This is a genomic window from Kribbella sp. NPDC005582, assembly GCF_040605415.1.
In the GTDB taxonomy this organism is placed as follows: Bacteria; Actinomycetota; Actinomycetes; order Propionibacteriales; family Kribbellaceae; genus Kribbella.
On record NZ_JBEXCU010000002.1, the window covers coordinates 1,054,193 to 1,077,863 of the forward strand.

20 protein-coding genes are annotated in these 23,671 nt (G+C 67.9%); 9 read left to right on the forward strand and 11 right to left on the reverse strand.

The genetic code is table 11. The features are described 5' to 3' along the window. Nucleotides 1-30 precede the first annotated feature (30 nt). Nucleotides 31-783, reverse strand: a complete 753-nt coding sequence (locus ABZS29_RS16610; RefSeq protein ID WP_355462676.1) for a hypothetical protein — start codon at nt 781-783, stop codon at nt 31-33. Then, nucleotides 780-1,115 carry a PadR family transcriptional regulator gene (locus tag ABZS29_RS16615; RefSeq protein WP_355462678.1) on the reverse strand — a complete coding sequence of 112 codons (336 nt, stop codon included), beginning with the start codon at nt 1,113-1,115 and terminating at the stop codon, nt 780-782. The genes ABZS29_RS16610 and ABZS29_RS16615 overlap by 4 nt, the downstream gene beginning before the upstream one ends. 99 nt (nt 1,116-1,214) lie before the next feature. Here ABZS29_RS16615 and ABZS29_RS16620 point away from each other — a divergent pair, with 99 nt between their 5' ends. Further along, on the forward strand, nt 1,215-3,119 hold the full coding sequence (locus tag ABZS29_RS16620) for a protein-arginine deiminase family protein (protein ID WP_355462679.1): 1,905 nt from the start codon (nt 1,215-1,217) through the stop codon (nt 3,117-3,119). Here the strand turns inward: ABZS29_RS16620 and ABZS29_RS16625 are convergent. Next, nucleotides 3,088-4,107, reverse strand: coding sequence for a saccharopine dehydrogenase NADP-binding domain-containing protein (locus ABZS29_RS16625; protein WP_355462681.1), 1,020 nt, complete (start codon nt 4,105-4,107; stop codon nt 3,088-3,090). The genes ABZS29_RS16620 and ABZS29_RS16625 overlap by 32 nt on opposite strands. A 70-nt stretch (nt 4,108-4,177) precedes the next feature. On the opposite strand from ABZS29_RS16625, the gene ABZS29_RS16630 reads away from it, so the two are divergent. After that, nucleotides 4,178-5,122, forward strand: coding sequence for a helix-turn-helix domain-containing protein (locus ABZS29_RS16630; protein WP_355462683.1), 945 nt, complete (start codon nt 4,178-4,180; stop codon nt 5,120-5,122). Here ABZS29_RS16630 and ABZS29_RS16635 read toward each other — a convergent pair. From ABZS29_RS16635 to ABZS29_RS16645, 3 genes are read right to left on the reverse strand one after another with little or no spacing between them, the layout of a single operon-like run. Further along, the gene (locus ABZS29_RS16635; RefSeq protein WP_355462685.1) at nt 5,105-6,874 is read right to left on the reverse strand and encodes an ATP-binding protein; all 1,770 of its coding nucleotides are present in this window, start codon (nt 6,872-6,874) and stop codon (nt 5,105-5,107) included. The two genes, ABZS29_RS16630 and ABZS29_RS16635, sit on opposite strands and share 18 nt — an antisense overlap. 1 nt (nt 6,875) lies before the next feature. Next, nucleotides 6,876-7,559 carry a response regulator transcription factor gene (locus ABZS29_RS16640; RefSeq protein WP_355462686.1) on the reverse strand — a complete coding sequence of 228 codons (684 nt, stop codon included), beginning with the start codon at nt 7,557-7,559 and terminating at the stop codon, nt 6,876-6,878. Between the two features lie 21 nt (nt 7,560-7,580). Beyond that, on the reverse strand, nt 7,581-8,492 hold the full coding sequence (locus ABZS29_RS16645; protein ID WP_355462687.1) for a chlorophyllase: 912 nt from the start codon (nt 8,490-8,492) through the stop codon (nt 7,581-7,583). Nucleotides 8,493-8,612: 120 nt separating this feature from the next. Between ABZS29_RS16645 and ABZS29_RS16650 the strand changes: the two genes are divergently transcribed. Beyond that, a complete protein-coding gene (locus ABZS29_RS16650; protein ID WP_355462689.1) occupies nt 8,613-9,176 on the forward strand; it encodes a TetR/AcrR family transcriptional regulator in 564 nt (187 codons plus the stop codon). On the opposite strand, the gene ABZS29_RS16655 is transcribed toward ABZS29_RS16650, so the two are convergent. Then, a complete protein-coding gene (locus ABZS29_RS16655) occupies nt 9,142-9,735 on the reverse strand; it encodes a TetR/AcrR family transcriptional regulator (RefSeq protein ID WP_355463201.1) in 594 nt (197 codons plus the stop codon). The two genes, ABZS29_RS16650 and ABZS29_RS16655, sit on opposite strands and share 35 nt — an antisense overlap. A gap of 66 nt (nt 9,736-9,801) precedes the next feature. On the opposite strand from ABZS29_RS16655, the gene ABZS29_RS16660 reads away from it, so the two are divergent. The 6 genes from ABZS29_RS16660 (at nt 9,802) to ABZS29_RS16685 (ending at nt 18,816) form a co-directional block, all read left to right on the forward strand. Then, complete coding sequence (locus tag ABZS29_RS16660) at nt 9,802-10,398, forward strand: DUF2867 domain-containing protein (protein ID WP_355462691.1); 597 nt, start codon at nt 9,802-9,804, stop codon at nt 10,396-10,398. A gap of 41 nt (nt 10,399-10,439) precedes the next feature. Further along, nucleotides 10,440-11,027 (forward strand): helix-turn-helix domain-containing protein, encoded by a 588-nt coding sequence (locus tag ABZS29_RS16665; protein WP_355462693.1) that lies wholly within the window; start codon nt 10,440-10,442, stop codon nt 11,025-11,027. A 4-nt stretch (nt 11,028-11,031) separates the two neighbouring features. Continuing rightward, the gene (locus ABZS29_RS16670) at nt 11,032-12,102 is read left to right on the forward strand and encodes an epoxide hydrolase family protein (protein ID WP_355462694.1); all 1,071 of its coding nucleotides are present in this window, start codon (nt 11,032-11,034) and stop codon (nt 12,100-12,102) included. A gap of 38 nt (nt 12,103-12,140) precedes the next feature. Further along, nucleotides 12,141-15,269 carry a BTAD domain-containing putative transcriptional regulator gene (locus tag ABZS29_RS16675; RefSeq protein ID WP_355462696.1) on the forward strand — a complete coding sequence of 1,043 codons (3,129 nt, stop codon included), beginning with the start codon at nt 12,141-12,143 and terminating at the stop codon, nt 15,267-15,269. A gap of 16 nt (nt 15,270-15,285) precedes the next feature. Beyond that, a complete protein-coding gene (locus ABZS29_RS16680; protein WP_355462698.1) occupies nt 15,286-17,553 on the forward strand; it encodes an alpha-N-acetylglucosaminidase in 2,268 nt (755 codons plus the stop codon). A gap of 300 nt (nt 17,554-17,853) precedes the next feature. Further along, nucleotides 17,854-18,816: a hypothetical protein gene (locus tag ABZS29_RS16685; RefSeq protein ID WP_355462700.1), complete on the forward strand. Its 963-nt coding sequence runs from the start codon at nt 17,854-17,856 to the stop codon at nt 18,814-18,816. An 80-nt stretch (nt 18,817-18,896) separates the two neighbouring features. On the opposite strand, the gene ABZS29_RS16690 is transcribed toward ABZS29_RS16685, so the two are convergent. The 4 genes from ABZS29_RS16690 to ABZS29_RS16705 all read right to left on the reverse strand — a co-directional run bounded on the left by ABZS29_RS16690 (nt 18,897) and on the right by ABZS29_RS16705 (nt 23,571). Beyond that, on the reverse strand, nt 18,897-19,418 hold the full coding sequence (locus ABZS29_RS16690) for an OsmC family protein (RefSeq protein WP_355462702.1): 522 nt from the start codon (nt 19,416-19,418) through the stop codon (nt 18,897-18,899). 75 nt (nt 19,419-19,493) lie between these two features. Further along, nucleotides 19,494-20,651: an ROK family transcriptional regulator gene (locus ABZS29_RS16695; RefSeq protein ID WP_355462703.1), complete on the reverse strand. Its 1,158-nt coding sequence runs from the start codon at nt 20,649-20,651 to the stop codon at nt 19,494-19,496. Nucleotides 20,652-20,694: 43 nt separating this feature from the next. Further along, nucleotides 20,695-22,188, reverse strand: coding sequence for a glycoside hydrolase family 36 protein (locus ABZS29_RS16700; protein ID WP_355462705.1), 1,494 nt, complete (start codon nt 22,186-22,188; stop codon nt 20,695-20,697). A gap of 24 nt (nt 22,189-22,212) precedes the next feature. Further along, the gene (locus ABZS29_RS16705) at nt 22,213-23,571 is read right to left on the reverse strand and encodes a sugar ABC transporter substrate-binding protein (RefSeq protein ID WP_355462707.1); all 1,359 of its coding nucleotides are present in this window, start codon (nt 23,569-23,571) and stop codon (nt 22,213-22,215) included. Between the last annotated feature and the right edge of the window lie 100 nt (nt 23,572-23,671).

The window sequence follows — 23,671 nt, forward strand, 5'->3', positions numbered from 1 at the left end:
TACGTTGCAGAGAATACTCACTTAAACGGACTATAGGGAAATCGCGGCGTGCGCCAGGAAGAGCGGCGAGGCTGCGGCGACCGCTGCCAGTCCACGGAGACTCGGCGGCCGGGCGTACCAGGCGAGGCCGGTGAAAGCGAGCGCGAGGAGCGGCCACGCGCCGTAGTCCGTGCTGACGACGAAGCCGCGAGTCAGGATCAAGGCCGAGGGGAACCATGCGACCGCAGCCATCACGCCGGCCACGGCCGCCTGCTTCCGCTCCGGTCGTCGATCCGGCGGGCACGCCACGACGACAAGTGCGGTCAGTATGGCGGCGACGGCTTGGAGCGGAGTGTCATACAGGCCGGGAGCGACCAGCCAATCCGCGGCGAAAGCCAGCAGGCCGACGATGCTCAACGCAACGCCGAGCCGCCAATACTTGAGCAGAGCAACGATTCCGCCACCACACATCAACGCGAGGAACAGCACATGCAGTCCCTCGCGAAGATCGGTCGTCGCCACATGGCTCCACGTGGATCCCGGCGAAATCACGATCCCGGCGTACCAGCGCATCAGCAGGATGCCGCCGTACGCCGCGGTGACGCCGAGCGCGAACGGCGTCGTGAGCTCGAAGAACCGCCCGCCCGCGGACGCGGAGTCGAGACCGAGCCGCACCCGCACTGCGTGCGCCAAGAGGTCAGCGTCCGCGCGCAGCCGAGCTCCCCAGGAAAGGTCGGCTCGCATCTCCCGATGTACGTCGAGGATCTCGTCGGCGGCCGCGTAGCGCGCCGGGTACAACCTCATGTCGCGGGCGCAGTCCCACCGGCCAGTCGCCGGCGCATCTCCTGAGCTGTGGCGGCCAGTCGCTCGGCCTCGGTCTCCAGGCGGTCGCGTCCCGACGCGGTGAGCGCGAAGATCCGGCGCGCGCGTCCGCCCACGACTTCCTCCCGCTCGACCGAGATCAGGCCGTCGGCGAGCAGTCGGTCCAGAGCGCCGTACAGGGCGCCTGTCCGCGGTGCCACCCGGCCGTCGGTGATCGCCTTGACCTCCTGGGCGATCGCGTAGCCGTGCCGGGACTCGTTGGCCAGAGCGGTCAGCAACAGCAAGGCCAGTTCCTGCATCCCGCGGTCGGTCATGCGGCCAGAATACTCCGTCCAACGGACGGTCCGAGCGGGCGGACGAGGCGCGGACGGAAGGCTGACAAGTTCCTGACAAGTGGTCGAGAGCATGACCGCATGCTTGCTCGCACACTCTTGTTCCTGACCACGTCCGGCGCGCTCGCGATCGGAGCGCCGCTGGCCACCGCCGGTACGTCGTACGCCGGGCTCCGGACCGATTCGCCGCGCGGCCTGTTCCTGGCCAACCTCGATGACGACACCGGCCGCTGCCGGGCCGACGCGCGGAAGATCGCCGCAGATGCGGTCGACCGGGAGGCTGCCAACGACGACGCCTTCTACAAGCGTCGCGAAGAGCTGGAGAAGATGCCGGACAAGGAGGAGGCCGAACGGCTGTACCAGGAGCTGGTCCGCACGCATCAGCAGAAGCAGAACCTGGCCGACCGAGAGTTGGCCGGCTGCAACGACGCCGCCGACACAGTGGTCAACGGCAGCCGCGATGCGCTTGATCTAGCGAGGATCCACACCACGCGATGGCCGATGGCGGGGAAGTCGGCGGTCGGTTCGTTGCGGGTCTCACAGCCGAATCGCGTGCATCTGTTCATCAAGCGGGGCACGTGGGAGCTGGTGACGCCGGAGACCCGGCTGACCGCGGACGAGCTGCGGCGTGGTGCCGAGCTCGGGATCGAGGGCGTGGACATCATCCGCGACACCGCGCAGTGGGACGGCTCGATCGACGTCACGCTGACCGTGACCGGTGGCGGATCGAGCACGGTGACCATGCACGAGGCGCCGGTGCTGACGCAGCTGAACACCCAGCGGCTCGAGCAGGTGATCACCGCGACGCCTGGCGATGATGATGCCGAAGGCAAGCAATGGCGTGCGGAGGCGAGTGCGGTGATCACGAAGGCCGGTGTTCCGGGCGGGCTGCGGCAGCTCGATCTGAGCGGTGATCAGTGGGCTCAGGACATCTTCGAACCGGCCTACACCTCGATGCCCGGTCCCGGCGGCGGGCCGCAGGGGATGAAGCTGCTGATCGGCTCGGCGAACGACGATCGCCGGGTGGCGTCCCGGGTGATGTTCACCGAGCTGGCCGGTGCCGACGTGGGTGGCATCCATGTCGAGCACGTCCCCGTCCCGGGCGAGAACAGCAGTTACGACTCGATGGGCAACCTCGAGACGATTCCGGGCACGGCGTCGTACCCGAACGGCCGGGTGGTGATCGGCGGCGACGGCAAGGGCGGATCGGCCCCGGAGATGCTCACGCTGCTGAAGTCCCAAGGTGTGCAGGACCCGATCTCACTGGACACCTCGTGGCTCTCGATCGGGCATGTCGACGAGTTCATCCAGTTCGTCCCGGTGCCAGGGAGCCGGCTGGGCTGGAAGGCCGTCGTCGCCGATCCGGCCGCCGGGCTGAAGCTGCTTGGTCAGGTGCAGAAGGCCGGTCACGGTGGCGACAAGCTGCACGGCAATCTGCCGCCGCTCGAGTGGCCGTACGACGAGCGCATCGACCAGCGCACCACGAACCAGTTCCTCGCCGACGAGCAGTTCATCGGGACCAACGAGCGGGCGGCCGAGCGGATCCGGGCCAACCTCGACGTCCTGCGGCAGCAGGCCGGGCTGACCGAGGCCGACCTCGTTCGCCTGCCGGCCCTCTACACCGCGCGCGGACTCGAGTACGGGATGCTCGAGTCCACCATCAGCACGATGCCCGACGGACCGGCCAAGGACGCGAAGGTGCGCGAGCTGCACGCGATGCGGGACGGCGTCGCCGAGATCCCCGGGACCGTCAACGGCCTGGTGCTGAACGCCGGTCGCTACATCGCCCCGAAGCCGTTCGGTCCCGTTGTCGGCGGCAAGGATCTCTTCGCCGAGGCGATCACGAACGCCTTCCAGAAGATCGGCTACCAGGTAACCTACGTGAACGACCTGACCAGCACCCACGTCTCCGAGGGCGAGATCCACTGCGCCACCAACACACTGCGGGACGGCCTCACGAACCGTTGGTGGACGAAGCAAAGCTGACCGTCAGGTACGGCGACAGCTCGTCGAGGAAGTCGGTCGGGTCGAACATCGCCCCGGCCGACGCCACGCCCGTCGTCCGCCCTTCGCCGGCGAGCAGCCGTCGTACGGCGCCGACGGCGAGCGGAGCGGTGATCGCGTAGATGTCCTGACCGCGCGCGCCGGCTCGCAGCTCTCCGTCGGCGGTGCGGATCAGCACGTCGACGACGAAGGTCTGGTCGGATCTGCCGAGGTCGTCGACGGCCTTCGGCGCCGGGGTATCCGACTGGGCCAGGTCACCGGCGGCCTCCAGCGTCATCGCCGTCCGCAGCTTCGGTACGGCGACGTGGCTCGGAATGGTGACCACGTCGGCCATCGTGAACTCCTTGATCACCCGGCGGTTGCCCAGTGGCTCCGGGAACTGCCAGTCCTCCTGGCTCGGCTGGTCGTCGTGGTACTGCAACTCACCGTCGGCGAAGCGCACCCGGCGTCCGTTCCGGCGGTCGTGCGAGATCTGACCGGCCGTGCGGGTGCCCGGCGTCGGGTGCCAGCTGCTCAGGCCATACGCGACGATGATCTCGTCGGCGCTGGTCCGATCGCCGAGGGCGGCGGTGACGAGCAGGTCACCGAGTCCGCCGTAGAAAGCCATCGCCGGGACGATCGGCGTCGACGCGTCCGGGTGCGCGGCGAACATGTCGGCGTTGGCCTCGATCTCCGCGGCGACATCGACGTACGGGATGCCGGCGCGGACGGCGGCGGCCGAGACGGCAAGGCCGGTCAGCGCGAACGGGCCTGCTGTGTTGATCACCGCGTCCACGCCGATCAGGGCGGCATCCAGGGCCTGGCTGTCGTCGGCGGCGGCCGGGCGAGCCTCGAAGTCGGGCCACTGAGTCTTCAGTGCTTCGGCGTTCCGGCCGGACACGACGGGCGTGAACCCTTGGCGGACGAGCTCCGCCACTACGAAACGGCCGGTGTGCCCCGTGGCGCCGTACACGGCGATCTTGTGCGTCATGGGGCGAGTCTGATCGCTGGGCGCCGCTGCCGAGAGAGTCCGGAACGACACCATGCGTACACTTTCGGACATGCATACCGTTGCGGTCGCCGCGGCCGGGCAGCTCCTGCACTTCGAGCTCGGCGTCGCCTACGAGATCTTCGGCAATCCGCCGGTCGGCGTCCCCGACTGGTACGACGTTCAGCTGTGCGGACCGGGGCCGATCCGGGTCGGCCCGTTCATGGTCGAGCCGGACCACGGGCTCGATGCGTTGGCAGCAGCGGACACGGTGATCGTGCCGGCCTGTGTGGATGTCGACGTACCGCCGCCGGTCGAGCTGGTCGAGGCGGTGCGTACGGCGTACGAGAGTGGTGCGCGGGTGGCGTCGCTGTGTACGGGTGCGTTCGTACTGGGGGCGGCCGGGCTGCTGGACGGCCAGCGGGCGACGACGCACTGGGCGCACACCGACCAGCTGAGCCGGGCGTTTCCGGCGGCCGAGGTCGATCCGGACGTGCTCTACACGGACAACGGTCGCGTCCTCACCGCAGCCGGGAAGGCCGCGGCGGTCGACCTCTGCCTCCACCTCGTGCACCTCGATCGCGGCGCGGCCGTGGCCAATACGGTCGCCCGGCGGCTCGTCGTACCGCCGCATCGCTCTGGTGGACAGGCGCAGTTCGTGGCTCGGCCGGTGGCGCCTGCCGACGAGCACGCGTTGTCCCGGCTGCTGGCCTGGACCGAGGAGCGTCTCGATCAGCCGCTCACGGTCACCGACCTGGCTCGCGAGGCCAACACCAGCCCTCGCCATCTGGGCCGCTTGTTCCGCGCCACCACCGGTGAGACTCCGCTCCAGTGGCTCCTCACACGCCGCGTCCGCCGGGCCCAAGAGTTGCTAGAGGCAACCAATGACACCATCGACGCGATCGCGACGGCGACCGGCATGGGCACTCCGACGACGCTGCGTCGCCAGTTCAAGCGCACCGTCGGTGTCTCGCCGCAGACCTACCGCCAGACCTTCCGGCTAACGAGTCTGCGGTAGCCGGAGGGCGAAGGTCGAGCCTTGGTCGAGGCGGCTGGTGACCGAGGCGCTGCCGCCGTGGGCCTCGACAAGGCTGCGGACGATCGCGAGACCCAAGCCGCTGCCGCCGGTGTGCCGGTTGCGAGACTGCTCGGCACGCCAGAATCGATCGAAGACCTTGGGCAGATCCTCAGGAGCAATCCCAGCGCCGGTGTCGACAACTTCAATCAGTACGTCGGTGCCTTCGTGGCGCGCGTCGATCCGCACCGCGCCGCCGGCCGGGGTGAACCGGAGCGCGTTGGCGACCAGGTTGCCGACAGCCTGTCGAAGGCGGACCGGGTCGGCGTCCAGCTCGATGTCACCGTTGGTTGCCGAGGTCAACGTAATTCCGGCGTGCTCGGCCTGGCTGAGGTAAGTGGCGACCACCTGGTCGAGCAACAGGCCGAGGTAGACGCGCTCGGGATGGATGCGAAGGTTGCCGGCGTCGGCGGTGGCCAGGTCGCGGAGGTCGTCGATGATGTGCTGAAGCAGCCCGGCCTCCTCCGACAGCGAGGCGATGAAGGCCTCGTCGGGCTGCGCGACGCCGTCCTCGACGGCTTCGAGCCACCCGCGGATGTTGCTCAACGGCGTCCGTAGTTCGTGCGCGATATCGCTGACCATTGCCCGGCGCAACGATTCGGTCTTCGCCCGGGCGTCGGCGAGCTCGTTGAAGGCGAGCGAGAGTTGGCCGATCTCGTCCTGACCGCGGACCTTCACGCGGATCTGCTCGTCGCCACCGGTCATCTCCCGCGATGCCTTCGTCAGGGCTCGCAGTGGCTGCACCAAGCGGATTCCGCCGAGCACCGCGATCAGGACGGTGATGCCGAGAACGGCCGCGGCGACTCCGGCGATCCGCTTCTGGTTGGCCGCTGACAAGTCGAACTCGGCCGAGGCCGCGCTGCTCGGCGTACTCACGAACAGTAGAGCCGGCGGAGCGACGTACGGCTTGAGGATGTCGCGTCGCGCGTTCAGCAGGCAGGTGTCGACGGTCTCCGAGTCAGGGCGCGGTGGTGCGACCGCCGGGGCTTGCGCCGCCGGTGCGCTCGGAAACGACCAGCTGAAGTCGGACGCGATCTGGACCGGGGAGACCTTCCGGCGAGCGTTCAGGCAGGTGTTCACCGCCTTCTGCAGAGTCTCGTACCACGCTCGCTGGGGCGGCTCGAGATCGAGGAGGCGATCGCCGTCGCAGGTGGTGATGTTGATCGCCGGAGCATCTTCCAGGTGCGGCCGACCGGTCGGATCGACGACGATCTTGCCCTGGCCGGTGCGGCCCTGGACGCAGTTCAGTGCCCGCTGCGCGAGTTGGTCGTACTCCGTCTTCTGGGCCGGGGTCAGCGCGAACGGACCGACCACCCGCGGGTCGATCTGGTCACCGCCGGCCAGGTTGGGGTCGACCTGGAGCGGATAGACGACTGCCGATGGCTTCCGATCCGGCGGCACCGGCTGACCGGCGATCGGCTTGCGATCACGGGTGCTGAGACCGATCTGCCGCCCGGTCTCCTGGCCTAGTTGCGCGACCAGTCGCTCGACACCTGACCAGTTCCGGTGCGTTGCGGCGTACTCGAGCAGGGTGTTGTAGACCTTGGCGTCGTCGGCGAGCGCCTGGCCTTGTTGCTCCTGGATCGCCACCGTCGTACTGCGGGCTGCCAGCCAGGCCGTCGCGGCGATCGAGCAGAGCGCGATCAGGACGGCGCCGGCCAGCAGCCGCACGAGGATGCTGCGACGTGCGCCCATGTCAGCCGTCGGTCAGCTTGTAGCCGACGCCGTACACGGTCAGCAGCCGGACCGGCCGGCGCGGGTCCGGCTCGATCTTCTTGCGCAGGTTCAGGATGTGGGTGTCGATCGTGCGGGTGGTGATGTACTGGTCGATCCCGTGCAGGTTCTCCAGCAGTTGGGCCCGGGTGAAGACGCGGTGCGGCCGCGCGGCCATCGTCGCGATCAGGCGGAACTCGCCCGGCGTACAGCTGATCTTGGTGCCGTCGGCAACCAGTTCGTGCCGGTCGAGATCAACCACGACCGCACCGACCCGCAGCAGTGAGCTGGGCTCGGCGTTCACCCTCGTACGGCGGAGCAGGGTGCGGACCCGTGCCGCCAGTTCGCGCGGACTGAACGGCTTGGTCATGTAGTCGTCGGCACCGAGATCGAGGCCGAGCAGCAGGTCGTCCTCCTCGGTCCGCGCGGTCAGCATCAGCACCGGGATATCGGACTCACGTCGCAGGATCCGGCACACGTCGAGTCCGTCGACACCCGGCAGCATGACGTCGAGGACGAGCAGGTCGGGTTGGCGGCGCCGTACCTCCTCGAGCGCGGAGCGGCCGTCCGTCACCGCGATCACGGTGTGGTTCTCCCGCTCGAGGTAGCGCCGTACCAGCTCGGCCTGCTTCTCGTCGTCCTCGGCAAGCACGACCTGCGCACACATGCGCCCGACTATAGGCCGCGCCTACTTCGACTCGGTGGCGGCGAGGGCGGCCAGCTCTGTCGAGGCTTCCTGCCACGCCGAGTCGCCGGGGTGGAACTGCGAGCGGAGGTAGGCCGCGGTGAGGCGGGCGATGGCGGCGACCCGCTCCGGATCCTCGTCGGTGGTCTCGGCGGCGTCGTACCCCTGGATGCCGCCGAGCAGGTGTTCGGCGCCGTACACGGTGAGCAGGGTCTTGGGGGACGGCGCCAGGTGGTACGGGTCGGCGTGCCAGTCCGGGCCCATGTCGGTGAAGTGCCGCGAGTCGTCCTTGTCGCCGACGACAACCAGAGCCGGCGTCGTCATCGTGCCGAAGTCGATCGATCGGATGAAGTCGAGAGCGTCTGCCATCGGGCCGTTCAGCACGTCGCCGCGACCGGGAGCCGCGAACACGATGCCTTGTGTGATTCGCGGTTCGAGCAGGTCGGCGATCTCGCCCGTGGCGGGGTCGGTGATGCGGGCCCCGAGCAACTGAGTGGCCGTGAGGCCGCCCAGCGAGTGACCGGCCACGGCAACCTGGTCGCGATTCACACGCCCGGCCAGCTGCGGTACGGCGTCCTCGACGAGGTCGAACTGGTCGAGGATCTGCGACATGTCCTCGGCGCGCGATCGCCAGAAGTACGGCGCTCCCGGCGCATCGCCGACGCGACTCGTCAGCGTTCGTGAGCTCAGGTGGGTCGGCTGGACGACGACGAAGCCGAGTGCCGCCCAATGATTGGCGAGCGGGGCGTAGCCGTTGAGGGACGACAGGTTGTTCGCGAAGCCGTGGCCGTGCGACAGCAGGATGACCGGCAGGTCCGTACCGGTCGCCGGCGCCGAGACGCGGACCTCCAGATCGACGGGCCGGCCGGGTACGGACAGGACGACCGGGCTGTACGAGATGACGGGAGTACTCATGTCTCTTCCTTCGATGCCTTAGAGTGAGAAGCGGGACGTTGTTCCACTTACGATACGGAACAATGTTCCGGTTATCAAGTGGGACGTCGTTCCGCTTGTGTTGTCGAGAGGAGTCGGGTGATGGAAGCCGGTCGGAGCAAGCGGTCCGATGCGCTACGGAACGAGCAGAAGCTGCTGGCCGCGGCGGCTGAGGTGTTTCTGGTCTCCGGCGTCGATGCGCCGATCCGGGAGATCGCGGCGCAGGCCGGCGTCGGCACAGGGACGATCTACCGCAACTTCCCGACCCGCGCGGATCTGGTGGTCGCGGTCTATCGCCACCAGGTCGAAGCCTGCGTCGAGGCTGGGCCGCGACTGCTAAGCGAGCTGGAGTCGCCGCTCGAGGCGCTCCGGCAATGGGTCGATCTCTTCGTGGACTTCCTGGTCACGAAGCACGGCCTCGCGCACGCGATGCAGTCGGACAGCAGCGGCTTCGAGGCTCTGCACGGCTACTTCCTCGAGCGCCTGCTGCCAGTGTGTGCAGACCTGCTGACCGCCGCGACCAAGGCGGGCGAGATCGCTTCCGACATCCAGGCCTACGAACTGATGCGCGGGATCGGCAATCTCTGCATCGGCCGCGAGGGTGACACCACCTACGACCCGCGCCGCCTGGTCAAGCTTCTGCTGGACGGTCTCCAGGGTTCCTGAGGAGATACTCGCCGGCCAGCTGAACGGTCTCGGTCCGGGTGCGGCCGGGGTGGTCGAAGGCGATGAAGTGCCGGCCGATGGCGAGGGTGAAGGCGAGGATGCTCCGGGCCTCGACCTCGTCGGGGTCGGAGACGAACGAGCTGAACATCGTGCGCAGGAAGTCCATCCGCTCGGTGTCGATCCGGCGGAGCCGGTCGGCGACGGCCTCGTCGTGGCGCGCCCAGGCCCGGACCGCGAGATCGATCTGGTGGACGTCCTCGGAGAACGTCAGCTGACCCGCGCGCCGGATCCGCGTGGCCGGGTCGCCGCCGGCGGCCTCGACGTGCTGGAGGACCTCGTGCGTGCAGCGGCGCTCCCACTCGTCGAGCATCTCGTCGAGCAGTGCGTTCCGGCCGTCGAAGTACCCGTAGAAACCGCCCTTGGTGACGCCGAGCTCCGTCGCCAGCGCCTCGATCCGGACGGCGTCCGGTCCGCCGCGGGCCAAGGCGGTCAGACCGGCTTCGACCCAACGGGCTCGCGGCGTCCGGGCGGTGGCGGGAATGGGTCCTCCTCCATTGATGACGGTGGATTTATACGTTAGCGTACAGATCAAATATACGGTGCCGTATAAACGAGAGGTGGGACCGTGTCGCGACTCGACGAGAGTGCTCATACCGCGCTGGCCTGGCGGATTCACGAACTGACCCCCGACTTCACGGTCGAGGACGTGTGGTCGTTCCGTACGCCGGGGGCCGGCCCGGACGACTTCCCGGTGATGCTCGCGGCGATGGTGGCGGCCGGTGGGCTCGACAATCAGTCCCGGCCGGCGGGATTTCTGATGGCGTTGCGGTGGAAACTGGGCGCACTGCTGGGGTGGGACAAGCCGGCGGACGGCCTCGGTGCGCGGGTGCAGTCGCTCCGCGATCGGCTGCCGAGCGACCTCCGTGCCGCACCCAGGGGTGAGGACGACGAGCGGATACCGCTCAAGCCGGTGTACGAGCTGGATCGGGAAGTGGTTCGCGAGATCGCGAACAAGACCGTCCATGGCGTCATGCATCTCGGCTGGGTGCAGGGTGATGAGGGCGACTACGAGCTGCGGATGGCTGTGCTGGTCAAGCCCAATGGAGTCTTCGGCCGGTGCTACATGGCGGCGATCGCGCCGTTCCGCTATCTGATCGTCTATCCGGCCATGACCCGCCGCTGGGAACAGGCCTGGCTGGATCGGGAGCTTCTCTTGGCCTGATCTCGGTTGCAAAGAAATATTTGCAAAGCTATCTTTGCACCATGACCGAGTCTCGACGAGCGCCCGCTTTGGGTACGGCGGCCTTACGGGCGCTGGCGCATCCGTTGCGGGTGCGCATTCTCGACGAGCTGTCGATGTACGGGCCGCTCACAGCGAGCGGGCTGGGGGAGCGGCTCGGCGAGTCGAGCGGATCCACCAGCTACCACCTGCGCCAGTTGGAGAAGCACGGACTGGTCGCCGAGGACGTCGGGCGCGGCACCGGGCGCGAGCGCTGGTGGATGCGCGCCCCGGGCTCGATCACGCTGCCGGACGCACATCACCAGCCGGAGGGCAGTGCGGAGCGGCTCGCGACCGAGCTGATCGACAACGAGTGGATGCGCCAACGCGACGAGTCCCTGCGTGAGTTTCGTGAGCAGGGCGCGGACGTATTCGGCGCCGAGTGGCTCGACGTCGCGTCGTTCGACACCGTCAACCTGCGGCTCACCGCCGAGGAACTGCGCGACCTCGTGGCCGAGCTCGACGCCGTTATCGGCCGTCGGCTCACAACCACCGCTGCTGCAGGTGCCCGACCGGTGCAGCTGCAGCTCAACGCGTTCCCGCTGGTGCGCGGCGCAATCGACAAGGAGTAATCCGATGGACCCCTTCACGATCGCCGTCCCCGATGCGGAGCTGGACGATCTCCGGTCGCGACTCCGGCGGACGCGATTCGCCGTACCGACTGCGCCGGACTGGCGAGCCGGCACCGATCCGGACTATCTGCGCTCACTCGTCACGTACTGGGCTGAGGAGTTCGACTGGCGGGCCGTCGAGGCACGGTTGAACGAGTATCCGCAGCACGTCGTGGACGGCACGCACTTCGTGCACATTCGGCGCGATCCAAGCCGGCCGCCGGTGCTGCTCACGCACGGCTGGCCTAGCACCTTCGCCGAGTTGTTGCCGCTGGCCGACCTGCTCGACGTCGATGTCGTCATCCCGTCGCTGCCCGGCTTCCTGTGGTCGGCACCGATCGAAGGACCGGCCACGAAGGTCGCGATCGCCGAGCGGTACCACCTGCTGATGACGGAGACGCTCGGGTACGACCGGTACTTCGCCTTCGGTGGGGACATCGGCGGTTCGGTCTGCGGGTGGCTCGCGACGATGTATCCGGAACAGGTCGCCGGGATCCACGTCATCCACGGTCCGTTCCCCGAGGAGTTCACCGAGCCGATCACCGAGGCCGAGCAGATCTGGCTCGACTCCGACGACGAGCGCGGTGACGAGGACGGCGGTTACGGCGCCATCGTCGGAACCCGGCCCGACACCGTCGCCGCGGCCCTGCTCGACTCACCGTCCGGGCTGGCTGCCTTCATCATCGACAAGCTGCGTGCCTGGAGCGATTGCCACGGCGATCTCGAGACGCGGTTCAGCCGGGACGACCTCTGCACGATCCTCACGCTCTACTGGGTGACAGCCTCGATCGGTACGTCGTTCCGCCCGTACTTCGACGGTTCGCACAACGGCGATCGGCCGACCATCGCCGTACCGGTGGCGGTGACGCAAAGCCAGGAATGGAACATGCCGCTGTTCCCGCGATCGATCGCCGAGCGCGCCGCCAGCGACATCCGGCGGTACCTGGCGCCCGATGGCGGCGGCCACTTCATGGCCTTCGAGGAGCCGAAACTCGTGGCCGGTGAGCTCACCGCGTTCATGCGCGACATCGGCTGAGCCCTCGCCTGCACCTGCGGACAGTGACAATGGCCAGCGTGCCGCCCCTGTGGAGCTTCGGAGTGCTGGGCCCACTTGAGGTACGTCGCGATGCCGTGGCGATCGCGGTCCCGGCTGCGAAGCACCGCATCGTGCTGGCGACGCTGGCACTCCGAGCCGGCCAGACGGTACCGGTCGACCGACTGATCGAGATGCTGTGGGATCAGAAGCCGCCGAGCGGTGCGCGGGCCACCTGCCAGGCCTATGTGATGCGGCTGCGGCAGACGCTCGGCGATGCGGACGTGGTCCGGACTGTCCCAGGCGGCTACCGGCTCGACGTACCGAAGTCGCAGGTCGATCTGTTCCGGTTCACGGAGCTGGTCGACCAGGCTCGGCAGGCGGTGGATGCTCGGGCGCGCTCGGGGTTGTTGCACCGGGCGTTGGCGGAATGGCGTGGGCCGGTGCTGGCCGACGTACCGTCCGAGGCGCTGCAGCGGGACGAGGTACCGGCGCTGGTGGAGCAGCGATTGCTCACGCTGGAGCAGCGAATCGAGGCTGACCTGGAGCTGGGCGCGCATGACGTGTTGGTGGGTGAGCTGCGAGCACTGACTTCGGAACACCCGTTCCGGGAGCGCTTCTGGGCCAGTCTGATGCTGTCGCTGTATCGCGCGAGCAGATCCGCCGATGCGCTGCAGGCGTACCGCGAGCTCGACGAAATTCTTACTGCGTCGCTCGGACTCGGACCAGGTGAACCAGTCCGCCGGTTGCACGAAGCCATCCTGCGCAACGACCCTGAGCTCGACCTGGGTGCTCCGCGACCGCTTGCCAGTACGACGCTGCCGCCCGACATCGGTGACTTCGTCGGACGGGTCGACGAGATCGCACTGGCCACGGAACTGCTGTCGGAGCCGCATCCGACCTCGGCGCCGATTCTTGTGCTGTCCGGTCCACCTGGTGTCGGCAAGTCGGCGTTGGCCGTGCACCTGGCGCGACAACTGCTGCATGGGTTCGCGGACGGCGTACTGCACGTCAATCTGCATGGCTATTCGATCAGTCCGGCGATGACGCTGGCCCAGGCCTTTGGCTACCTGCTGCGGGCGCTGGGTATTGCGTCTGAGCGCGTACCGCTCGATCTGGCTGAGCAGGAGCTGCTCTATCAGTCACTGTTGACCGGCAAGCGCGTACTGCTTGTTCTGGACAACGCAGCCGACGCAGATCACGTACGGCGCTTGCTGCCGGCCGAACCGCGCTGTGCCGTGCTGGTGACGAGTCGCAGCGACCTGCGCGGGCTGACTGCGTTGCAAGGCGCCCGGCGGGTCCGGCTGGATGTGCTGTCGTCCGGCGAGGCGCGTGCGCTGGTGGCGGCCATCGCTGGACAGGTGATCGATCCGTCGGCTGGTGATGAGCTGGCGAGCCTGTGCGGCGGGCTGCCGCTCGCACTGCGCATCGCGGCCGCCAACCTGTCGAGCCGGCCGCGGCCTGATGTTGCCGAGTACGTGGCTGAGCTGCGGGAGGACGACAGGCTTGCAGCGTTGGCGGTTGACGGTGATGAGTCTGCTGCGGTCCGGAGTGCATTCGCGCCGTCGTACCGGGCTTTGAAGCCGGAAGCGGCGCGGCTGTTCCGGCTGCTCGGGCTAGTGCCTGGACGGGACTTCACTGCGCCGGTTGCGGCCGCGCTGCTCGACGTACCGGTGGGAACGGCAGGCCGGTTGCTGGAGCAGTTGAGTGCGGCGAGCTTGGTGCAGCAGTACGAGCCGCGGCGGTATCAGTTCCACGATCTGCTTCGGCTGTACGCGGTCACCACTGCGCAGGACGTGGACGACGAGGCGCTGCGGATCGAGGCACTGCGCCGGGTCTACGAGTTGTTTGTGCGGACGGCGGAGTCGGCGGCCGAGCTGCTGCATCCGACGTTGCTGCGGATGCCGCGGCCGCGGTCCGAGCAGCCGGTGCTGCGGTTGGCCGACGAGCTTGAGGCTGCAGCCTGGTTCGATGCCGAGCATCCGAATCTGATTGCCGCGGTGGAGCAGGCCGCGACGGTTGCGCCGGAGTACTCGTGGCATCTGGCGGATGTGCTTCGGGGGTACCTGTCCGCTCGCCGCCTTGATGCGGACCTGCTCAGTACGACGGACACCGCGCTCGCGGCCGCCGTACGGGCTGAGGCGGTCGACGTACTGCCGTGGCTGCGCAACAACCGCGGCATGCTGTTCTGGAGCCGCGGCGACTACCCGCGAGCGATCGAAGACCTCAGTACGGCGCTCGCCGAGCACACCGCGGCGGGTGATCGGATCGGTGCCGCAGTGGCGATCGGCAACCTCGGGGTCGTCCACCTGGAGCTGGGGGATCTGGATGCGGCCCTTGCCGACTCGACGCAGGCATTGGGGATCAGTCGCGAGCTGGGCGAACAGCGTCTCGAGGCAGCGTCGCTGGTAGCGCTCGGAACGATCCACCTCGAGCGGGGTGAGCTGGACTCGGCGACTGCTTGCCTAGGTGAAGCACTCGCTCAATGCGAGCAACTGGGCCTCGCGCACACCGGTGCGATCGCGCGGAACATCCTTGGTGGGGTGTGTCTGCGTCAGGGGCGAACGGATGCGGCGTTTGAGCACCATCGGGCCGCACTCGCGGTGCTGCGTCGGCTGCGGGCGCGCCACGACGAGGCGGAGGTGCTGCAGAACCTGGGCGCCACCTACCGAGAGGTGGGCGACTATGAACAGGCCACCGCGCACTGCGAGCGCGCACTGCGGTTGGCCGTCGAGACGGGCAACCTGCGCTACGAGGCCGATGCGCTGAACACGCTGGCCTCCGTGGAGCACCGGACTGGTGATGCGGCAGCAGCACTCGCCAAGCATGCTTCCGCTCTGGAGCTGAGTCGCAGCGCCGGCTATCGGCAAGGGGAGATCACCGCGCTGATCGGTCTCGGACGGACGGTGCCGGCGCAGGACGGCGTACAGCATCTGGAAGCCGCACTGGAGCTGGCGCGATCCACCGGGTTCCGGCTGCGGGAGGCGCAGGCGCTGGGGGTCCTCGCAGAGGTTGAGCTGGCGCAGGGGCGGTTCGAGTCGGCCGCTCGGCACGGCGCTGCCGCACTGGCGATGGAGCGGGCGATGGGACTCGCGACAGGGCTCACGTCAAGGCCGCGTCAACCAGACGTCACCGTCGGCGGCAACGATGGGGACCTCCCCGCCCGCTGACGACAGGAATCCGCCCATGCAGAACGTCTCCCGCCGCAGCCTGCTGGTCGGCACGATGGCCACCGCCCTGGTCGGGTCGGCGCTGCCCGCGTCGGCCCGCAGCACCGGTACGGCGGCCCATGCCGGACCGATCAACGCGCCCCAGATCCGGGCAGCCATCGCCCGGCTGCTCGGCCGCGACGACGTCTTCAGCCTTCGGCAGCTCACGCCCCAAGCCGGTGAGGCGGACGCCTTCGAGATCGACAGCTTCGAGGGCCGGCCGCGACTCTCCGGTACCAGCACGGTCGCAACCATCTCCGCCTTCCACTGGTGGCTCAAGTACGTCGCCGGTCAGCACCTCTCCACCAACGGCGACCGGATCGCGCTGCCCGCCACACTGCCGATCCCGTCGGCACCGATCCGGATGTCCACCGAGCTGACCGAGCGGTACGCGTACAACTTCACGGTCTTCGGCTACACGTCGCCGTTCTGGACCTGGTCGGAGTGGGAGCGCGAGCTGGACTACTTGGCGGCCAGTGGGACCAACCGGGCGCTGGCGCTGATCGGCCAGGAGCGAGTCTGGTACGACACGTTCCGCGACTTCGGGATGGACGAGCTCGCGGTACGGCAATGGATCGCGCAGCCGGCGCTGCAGCCGTGGCAGTGGTACGGCGAGACCACCGGCTATGACGACAACGCCTCCAGCTACAGCGGTCCGGTGTCGGTCGAGCTGATGGACAAGCGCGTCGAGCTCGGTCAGCAGATCGTCCAGCGGATGCGGCAGCTCGGCATCACTCCGGTCTTCCCGGCGTTCACCGGACAGGTGCCGGATCAGGCGTTCGCTGATCTGCATCCGGACACGCACATCCCGGCTCAAGGCGACTACGCCGGCCACCCGCGTCCGTACTGGCTCGACACGACCGAGGCGCTGTACGCACCGGTGGCGGCTCGGTTCTATCAGGCGCAGAGTGAGCTGTTCGGCGATACGACGCACTACTCGGGTGACCTCTTCCATGAGGTCGGTACGGACGCGCTGCCCGCCGTACTGGACGGTGCCAATCTCGGTGACGCGGCGAAGGCAGTGCAAGACGAACTGGAGCGCGCCGTACCGGGGGCGATCTGGTTGCTGCAAGGCTGGCAGGACAACCCGCAGCTCGAGGTGCTCAACGCAGTCGACGAGAACCGCGTCGTCGTCCTCGACCTCGACTCCGACGACAGCCGCAAGTGGGAGGACACCGAGGCCTACTGGGGCGTCCCGTGGTGCTGGGGCACGATCCAGAACTTCGGCGGCCGGCTGGGTATGTTCGGCAACCTGATCGAACCCGGCCGCACCTTCCCGCAAGTCCGTACGGCGACCCGCCGCCGACGCCTCGTCGGCAGCGCGATGGTGCTGGAAGGTACCCACAACAACCCGGTCGTCGCGGACCTCCTCGGCGAGATGACGTGGCGCCGTTCGGCGGTCGATCTGGAACCGTGGATCGTCAACTACGCCAAACGCCGCTACGGTTCCGACGACCCGCACGCCGCGGCTGCCTGGAAGATCCTGCTCCGGACGGCGTACTCGTATGCGTCCACCGGCCACTCGTCCGGCGAAGGGCCCTTCGAAACCCCGTTCGCCGGCTGGCCGACGCTCAACTTCACCTCCGCCAGCAATTTCGGCCCTGACAACTGGCGCTACGACCCGGCGGTCTTCGCTCCGGTTCTCGGCGAGATGCTCGCGGTCGCACCCGCGCTCCGCACGCTCCCGACGTACCGGTACGACCTGGTCGACGTCACCCGACAGATCCTCGCCAACCGCGGCCGCCTGCTGCTCGGCAAACTCCGCGAAGCCTACGAAGCCGGCAACCGTCAAGCCGTCACCCGCCACTCCACCCGCTTCCTCCGCGCCATGGACCTCACCTCGCAGATCCTCGCCACCGACCGCAACTGGCTCCTCGGCCCTTGGCTGGAATCCGCCAAATCCTGGGGTGCCAGTCCTGACGAAAGCCGCCTCCTGGAATGGAACGCGCGCGCCATCCTCACGATCTGGACCGAACGCGCCCTAGGCCCCGGCGGCCTGCACGACTACGCCAACCGAGACTGGCAAGGCCTGCTGAGCTCCTACTACAAGCCGCGCTGGCAGCGCTTCCTGACCGCCCTCCCCGACACCATCGCCTCCGGCGAAGAACCCGACCTGGTGGCCGAATGGGACCAGCACGGCCTCACCTGGACCCAGCAAACCGACGCCTATCCCACGCAACCCACCGGCGACCCGTACGCCGTCGCCAGTTCAATCGCGAGTGAGCTGGCGGCCGACCCGGTCTAACCCAATCCGTGCTGCCGGGCGTCCCCGCGCCTTCCACTAACCGGGGGTGTGGAGTCCACGTGATGGGCTTGAACAAGTAATGACCTGTGGTGGCTTGGGCGGTCTTCGGGGTGAGCGTCGCGCTAGTCGTGGATCTTTCGTCGCCTGGACCCGAAAAAGTCACGACTAGCGGAAAGATCGGGAGCTCCCACCCGCGGACCGCGCGCCTGCGAGGACAACCCCGTCACCTGAGCTCGGCGGTTCCAGCTTCCAACTTTCACCGGGCCGGCTGCATCAAGCTGAGTGAGATCTACTGCGGGCATGGTGCCGGCAACCTGGGGGCAGGTCACGAGAGGTTGCGAAATGCACTGTACGCAAAGGCTTTTGCGTCGATTCGTTGTGCTGAGTGCGGCGTCGCTGTTGGGTGTCGGCTTGCTGCCCGGAGCCGCCGACGCTGTGACGACCAGCAGCGCCGCCAGGTGCGGGCTGAATCTGGGGTCGGTGACGCAGGGAGGTGATCATCGGTCGCAGCGCATCACGGTCGGCTCGCCCCCGACAAGGACCAACATCCACTTTGTGGTGCCCAAGCTGTACGACGAGCCGGTGCGGCTCAGCACTTCGATGTTCCTCTCGCTGTCGGGCGGCGACCCTTTGATCGGGGGGCATGTGATCATCGGCCCGACTCTGGCCCGGACCACCTACGCGTTCATGAACGACGGCACCCTCGATACGGCCTCGATCCGCCTCACACCGATTGCCGGCGGACACGAAGACACCGTCGTGTTCGAGGAGTCCCGCTATCGAGAGGGGATCACCCCGCGAACGACGAGCTACGCGGTGGGGAGCGACGGCATCCTGGTCAGGCAGAACAACGTCTTCGGAAATCAGTGGGAGACGACCGGCACGGCGGCCGGGTTCGGGCTGGTGAAGACGATGGCCTTGATCAGTAAGACCCGGACCTACGACACGTTCCTCGCGACCACACGAGGCGGGGTGCTCACCACGGTGCACATCCCGACGACGTCGCCGATGAAACCAGTCGTCAAACGGGTCCGTGCCAGTACCTGGCAGCGCTTCGAATTCCTGATCGCGCAGAAATGCGGCACCCAGGGCACCCTGCTGCTCGGCGTCGACAAGGACACCCAATCGGCCTACCTGTACGCCGTCGGCCACGCCAACGGCACGTCCACGGTCATCCAGGCCCTAGGGAGGGTTCCCGGTGCGTTCGCCGACCCGACGTACTTCCGCTTCACCCCGCTCGTCGACTCACTTGTCGGCGAGTAGGCACTGGAGTATCAGGTAATCGGCCCGAGCGGACCCCCGGAACAGGTCCGCTCGGCGCCACCATGCACGTACCCGGAACGTCAGGCCGGCACGATCGTGAGTGGTACGGCAGCGGCCAGGGTGTGACCCACCGGGGAGCTGGTACGCACGCGCTCGTGCAGCGCTGCGATCTGGTCGGCCCCGGCGCTCGACTTGAGGCGCACGGTCGCGGTGATCGAGTCGAAGCCGGCGTGGCCCTCGGCCAGTCCGAGGAAGACGTGGAGATCGACGTCGCCCTTCACATCGATCGTGAGTTCGTCGAGAGCGATCCCGGCCACGCTCGCGTTCGCGGCGTACCCGACCGCGAGGCAGTTGCCTAGGGCACCTAGTAGCTGCTCGACCGGATTCGGTGCCTGGTCGCTCCCGCCGAGCGCCAACGGCTCGTCCGACGGTACGGCGTCGAAGGCGCGGACGCGCGACGAGGACCGGAAGGCGCCGTTCCAGCTGACGTGAGCGGCCCAGGTGGTCTTGGCCTTGGCAGGGTCGGCCTGAATGGCCTCGACCAACGCACCCACGGCCGCCAGGTTCACATCGTTCAGAGCAGTCTGCGATTCAATACTCATCTATCTCACCCAACTTACTAGACAATGGGGTCACTAGTCTGGCGCACCCACACCGACCACCAGGCGGCGTACTGCCTAGTGAGACGAGGTGAGCGGCGCGGGCATCCCGTTGGTGAACAGTTGACTGTCGAGTTGATCCAGCGCGACCCGGAGCGCACCAAGGGCGACCGAGTCCGCACCCAGGCTGGATGCCCGGATCTCCGGGACGCGAAGAACCAGCCGCCCGAGCTCACGGGCCAGCGGATCAAGGATGAGATCCGCCGATCGGGAGAAGCCGCCGCCGAGGACGACGACCTGGGGGTCGAGGGTCAGGACGAGAGCGGCGGTGCCGACGGCAAGGTCTTTGACGTAGCGGCGGATGGCCGTGGTGGCGTCGCGGTTGCCTTCGCGGGCTTGGGTGAAGACCCAGGCGGCGCGGTCGTCGGGGTGGATGTCGGTGGGGAGGCCTGGGCAGTTCTCGATGTGGGCGGGTGCGGTTTCCCAGCGGACTGCCTTGAGGGCGCCGATCTCGCCGGCGGCGCCGCCGTAGCCGCGGCGGAGGGTGCCGTCGATGATCAGGCCGGCGCCGGTACGGATGCCGGCGAGGACATAGACGATGTCGTCGGCGTCCTGGGCGGCGCCCTGCCAGCGCTCGGCGACGGCGGCGAGCTTGCAGTCGTTCTCGATCAGGATCGGGCAGTCGAAGCGGGCGGCCAGGTGCTCGGCGGGGGAGACGCCGGCCCAGCCGGGGAGCGGGGTGAAGAGGGTCGTGCGGCCGCTGGCGTCGACCGGGCCGGTGACGCCGACCGTTACCGCCCAGATCTGGTTCGGGCGCATTTTCGCGCCCTTCAGGCATTGGGTGATGGCGGTGTCGACAGCGTCGAGGCGGGTCTCGGGGTCGGCGCTCGGCTCGACGGGGACGCGGTGGCTGTGCAGGACCTGGCCCTCGAGGTCGGAGAGCAGGACCAGGATCTTGTGCACGCCGACGTCGACGCCGAGCACGTGACCGGCCTCGGCGTTGAAGCAGTAGCGGCGGGCCGGGCGGCCGACCGTGCTGCCGTCGGGTTCGACGACCTTCACCCAGCCGTCGGTGACGAGGCCGCGGACGACGACGTCGGTTCCGGGCCGGGACATCCCGACCCGGTCGGCGAGCTCGGTGACGGTGGCGGGCGGCTGCCCGCGCATCGCGCGGACGACGCTGACCGAGTTCAGCTCGCGCAGCTTGCTGACGTCGGCTCCGGCCGGATTGCTCACGCGTGCTCCCTACTTACGCTGTAGTTCAGCGTAAGTTTAGCCGTCAGGTGATCGGATACTGCTGACCACGCTGCAGAGCGGCGCCGAAGTCGACCGTCCGCCCATCGAGGGTGAACCGGTACCGGCCCTCCCGCACGACCGCGGTCTGCGCGACCAGGTACGACGTCAACCGCTCGAGCTCGCCCGGACTGAGCCACGACGGCGGATCCGACACCGCCTTGAACCCACAGATCGCCGACAGGTCCTGCAGCCAGGCCATCTGCGCTTCGGTCAGCAGATTCAGCCGGCTGCGGAAGTACACGACATCAGGATCGACCTCGAGTAGCGGCGCGTGCCACAGCCGGTGCAAGGTGTTCACGACCGCGTTGGAGGCCATCGCGTCAGAGGGATCGTCGCTGGCGTAGTTGGTCCACAACGGCGCCACATCGGGACCGCTCCGCAACCCGTCGATCAGCCCGAGTGAAGGCAGCAACAACCCACCACTTCCCAGCAGATAGACGTCCGGTCCCGCCGCCTCCCGGATCAACGCGAGCGCCTCCCGATAAGCCTGCTCCCGCCCAACCCCAGTACGTCGTACGCCGGGTGCCGCGCCCGCGTTGATGAAGTCGAGCTTCAGGTAACTGAACCCCCACTCGTGCACGACCCGCCGGATCAACGCTGCCAAATGCTCTTGCACACCCGGATGCGTCAGATCCAATGCCCAATAACCAGTACCCCAGTTGTTCCCGGCAACGACCGGCGCACCATCGGCGTCCCGCAACACAAAGTCAGGATGCTCACGCGCGACAGCCGAGGTCGGCAACACGATGAACGGCGCGATCCACAATCCCGATCGCATCCCGGCCGCCGCGATCCGATCGGTCAGCACCCGCAGCCCGGACGGGAACTTCGCGTTCGGCTCCCAGTCCCCGACTGCCTGCTGCCACCCGTCATCGATCTGTACGACGTCGAACGGCAGTTCGGCGAGTTCCGCAATGTCCTTCGTGAGCACGTCTTCCGTGATGCCCTCGTAGTACGCGTACCAGGTGCACCACACGTTCCCGGCCCGCCGGTCGCTGCTGCCGAGGCGAGCAGCCAGCTGTTCGGCGTACCGGGCGAAGACCTCCTCCTCGGTGCCATAGGCAACAAACCAGAAAGCGCCGTCCTCCTCGCACCAGCCGGCCAGGGTGTCGGCATCGGCACTCAGCCGCGGCGTCCCGAGCCCGAGCGATCCGAGCAGCAGAACCTGACCGTCGTCACCCTGCAACGCGGCCACCGCCGAGGAGTGATGCCGGGACGGATCGTCCCAGATCGTGTCGTCGGCGGTGAGGCGCCGCTGCGGACTGGCGATCCGCAACGGCTCCTCGCTGAGCCGCCGCCAGCCGCACGGACTCCACGAGTTCTGGCCGTGGCGATAGAACAGGGCATCACCGAGGCCGTGCAGCACCGCCACTCGGCCCGGTGGAAGGATCAGACCACCGGGCACCGCCGTGGGCGGTTCCGATCCGGTCAGTTGCACCGCGAAGGTGCGGCCGGCCAGGTCGACGAGCAGAGGCATGGATCTCCTTAAGAACAACAACAATTAGCGGAACAGGTCGTTGACCTGTTGATTGGCCTTCTTGAGTGCGGCGTCCGGCGCAGCCTGACCCTGGACGACGGTCTGCATCGCGTCCTGCACGATCTGGCTGATCTCGGTCCCGTGGTCGGTGATCGGGAGCAGGAAGGTGCCGTCCGGAGTCTTGGTGTAGTCGACGTACACCTGCACATCGCGCCCAGCGGCCTTGTGCGCCGCCAGTGCTTTCTCCGTTGCCGTCTTGATCGCCGGGAAGACGACCGCGTTGGTCCCGACGACGTTCTGGCAATCGGCGGATCCGAGGTACTTCACCCACTTCCACGCGGCGTCCTTGTTCTTCGTCCCCGCCCAGACGGCGTCCGACAGACCGTTGATCGCGCTCTTGCGCACCCCGGCCGGCCCGACCGGAAGTGGTGCCAGCGCGAACTTCTGCTTGGCGTCACTGCCGAGATAGGTGTTGATCGTCCACGAACCGGCGATCGTCAGCGCGGCCCGGCCGGAGCCCATCACCGCGTCGATCCCGAGCGTCGACTGCTTGTCGAACCGGGGTGCGTACCCCTTGTCCACCAGCGACTTGTACCAGCCGATCGTCTCGATCAGCTTGGGATCGTCGTACTTGTACTGCGTTCCCCACGGGTTCTTGTCCAGATAGGTGAAGCCGTTCGCGGCCGCGAGTTCGCCCCAGCCGTTCTGGCCCTGGGACCCGTCGTTCCACTCCGGCTGGTACCCGTAGATCTTGACGTTGCTCTTGTCGAAGGCCGGGTCCAGACCGTTGCGCCCTTTCGCGTCGATCGTCAGCCGAGCGATCGTCTTCTCGAAGGTCCCGCCGTCACTCGGGTTCCAGGTCAGCGATGCCAGCTCGGCCGGCTTGATGCCCTGCTTGGCGAGCATGGTGGCGTTGTAGACGATCGCCTCGGTGTCCCAGTCCTTCGGCAGGCCGTAGCGCTTGCCGTCTTTGACCCACAGCTCCGCCAGCCCGTCCTGGTACTGACCGAGGTCGACCTTGTCGGTGTCGACGTACGGCTGCAGATCGAGGATCTGCTGGCTCGAGACGAACTGCGGGTAGTACGAACCCTGGTTGGTCCAGACATCCGGCGCGTCACCGGCGGCCAGCTGGGTGGTCAGGTTCTGCCAGTACTGCGCCCAGGCGGTCTGGGTGATCTTGACCGTGATCTCCGGGTTCGCCGTGTGAAAGGCATCCGCGCAGGCCTGGTACGACGCCTGCTGGTTGTCGTCCCAGAGCCAGTAGTCGAGCGTGACCGGGCCGTCGGCGGCCGCGTCGTCGCCGTTGCTGCTGCAGGCGGTGAGCGTGGTCGCCGCCAGTAGTCCGCACAGGAGGGCTGTGCCCACCCGCTTCCTCGTGATCATCCGAGTGCCTCTCCCTCTTGCCATGGCTGGCCGTCTCGAATAATGATGTGGCTCATCGAAAATTTGTCAAGGGCAGATCGTAACCCTTGGCCGCGGGGGA

Bases quoted from the DNA above. Each gene is read 5' to 3' on its own strand.
- ABZS29_RS16610 (WP_355462676.1), bottom strand. From the start codon at position 783: ATGAGGTTGTACCCGGCGCGCTACGCGGCCGCCGACGAGATCCTCGAC.
- ABZS29_RS16615 (WP_355462678.1), bottom strand. From the start codon at position 1,115: ATGACCGACCGCGGGATGCAGGAACTGGCCTTGCTGTTGCTGACCGCT.
- ABZS29_RS16620 (WP_355462679.1), top strand. From the start codon at position 1,215: ATGCTTGCTCGCACACTCTTGTTCCTGACCACGTCCGGCGCGCTCGCG.
- ABZS29_RS16625 (WP_355462681.1), bottom strand. From the start codon at position 4,107: ATGACGCACAAGATCGCCGTGTACGGCGCCACGGGGCACACCGGCCGT.
- ABZS29_RS16630 (WP_355462683.1), top strand. From the start codon at position 4,178: ATGCATACCGTTGCGGTCGCCGCGGCCGGGCAGCTCCTGCACTTCGAG.
- ABZS29_RS16635 (WP_355462685.1), bottom strand. From the start codon at position 6,874: ATGGGCGCACGTCGCAGCATCCTCGTGCGGCTGCTGGCCGGCGCCGTC.
- ABZS29_RS16640 (WP_355462686.1), bottom strand. From the start codon at position 7,559: ATGTGTGCGCAGGTCGTGCTTGCCGAGGACGACGAGAAGCAGGCCGAG.
- ABZS29_RS16645 (WP_355462687.1), bottom strand. From the start codon at position 8,492: ATGAGTACTCCCGTCATCTCGTACAGCCCGGTCGTCCTGTCCGTACCC.
- ABZS29_RS16650 (WP_355462689.1), top strand. From the start codon at position 8,613: ATGGAAGCCGGTCGGAGCAAGCGGTCCGATGCGCTACGGAACGAGCAG.
- ABZS29_RS16665 (WP_355462693.1), top strand. From the start codon at position 10,440: ATGACCGAGTCTCGACGAGCGCCCGCTTTGGGTACGGCGGCCTTACGG.
- ABZS29_RS16670 (WP_355462694.1), top strand. From the start codon at position 11,032: ATGGACCCCTTCACGATCGCCGTCCCCGATGCGGAGCTGGACGATCTC.
- ABZS29_RS16680 (WP_355462698.1), top strand. From the start codon at position 15,286: ATGCAGAACGTCTCCCGCCGCAGCCTGCTGGTCGGCACGATGGCCACC.
- ABZS29_RS16685 (WP_355462700.1), top strand. From the start codon at position 17,854: ATGGTGCCGGCAACCTGGGGGCAGGTCACGAGAGGTTGCGAAATGCAC.
- ABZS29_RS16690 (WP_355462702.1), bottom strand. From the start codon at position 19,418: ATGAGTATTGAATCGCAGACTGCTCTGAACGATGTGAACCTGGCGGCC.
- ABZS29_RS16700 (WP_355462705.1), bottom strand. From the start codon at position 22,188: ATGCCTCTGCTCGTCGACCTGGCCGGCCGCACCTTCGCGGTGCAACTG.
- ABZS29_RS16705 (WP_355462707.1), bottom strand. From the start codon at position 23,571: ATGATCACGAGGAAGCGGGTGGGCACAGCCCTCCTGTGCGGACTACTG.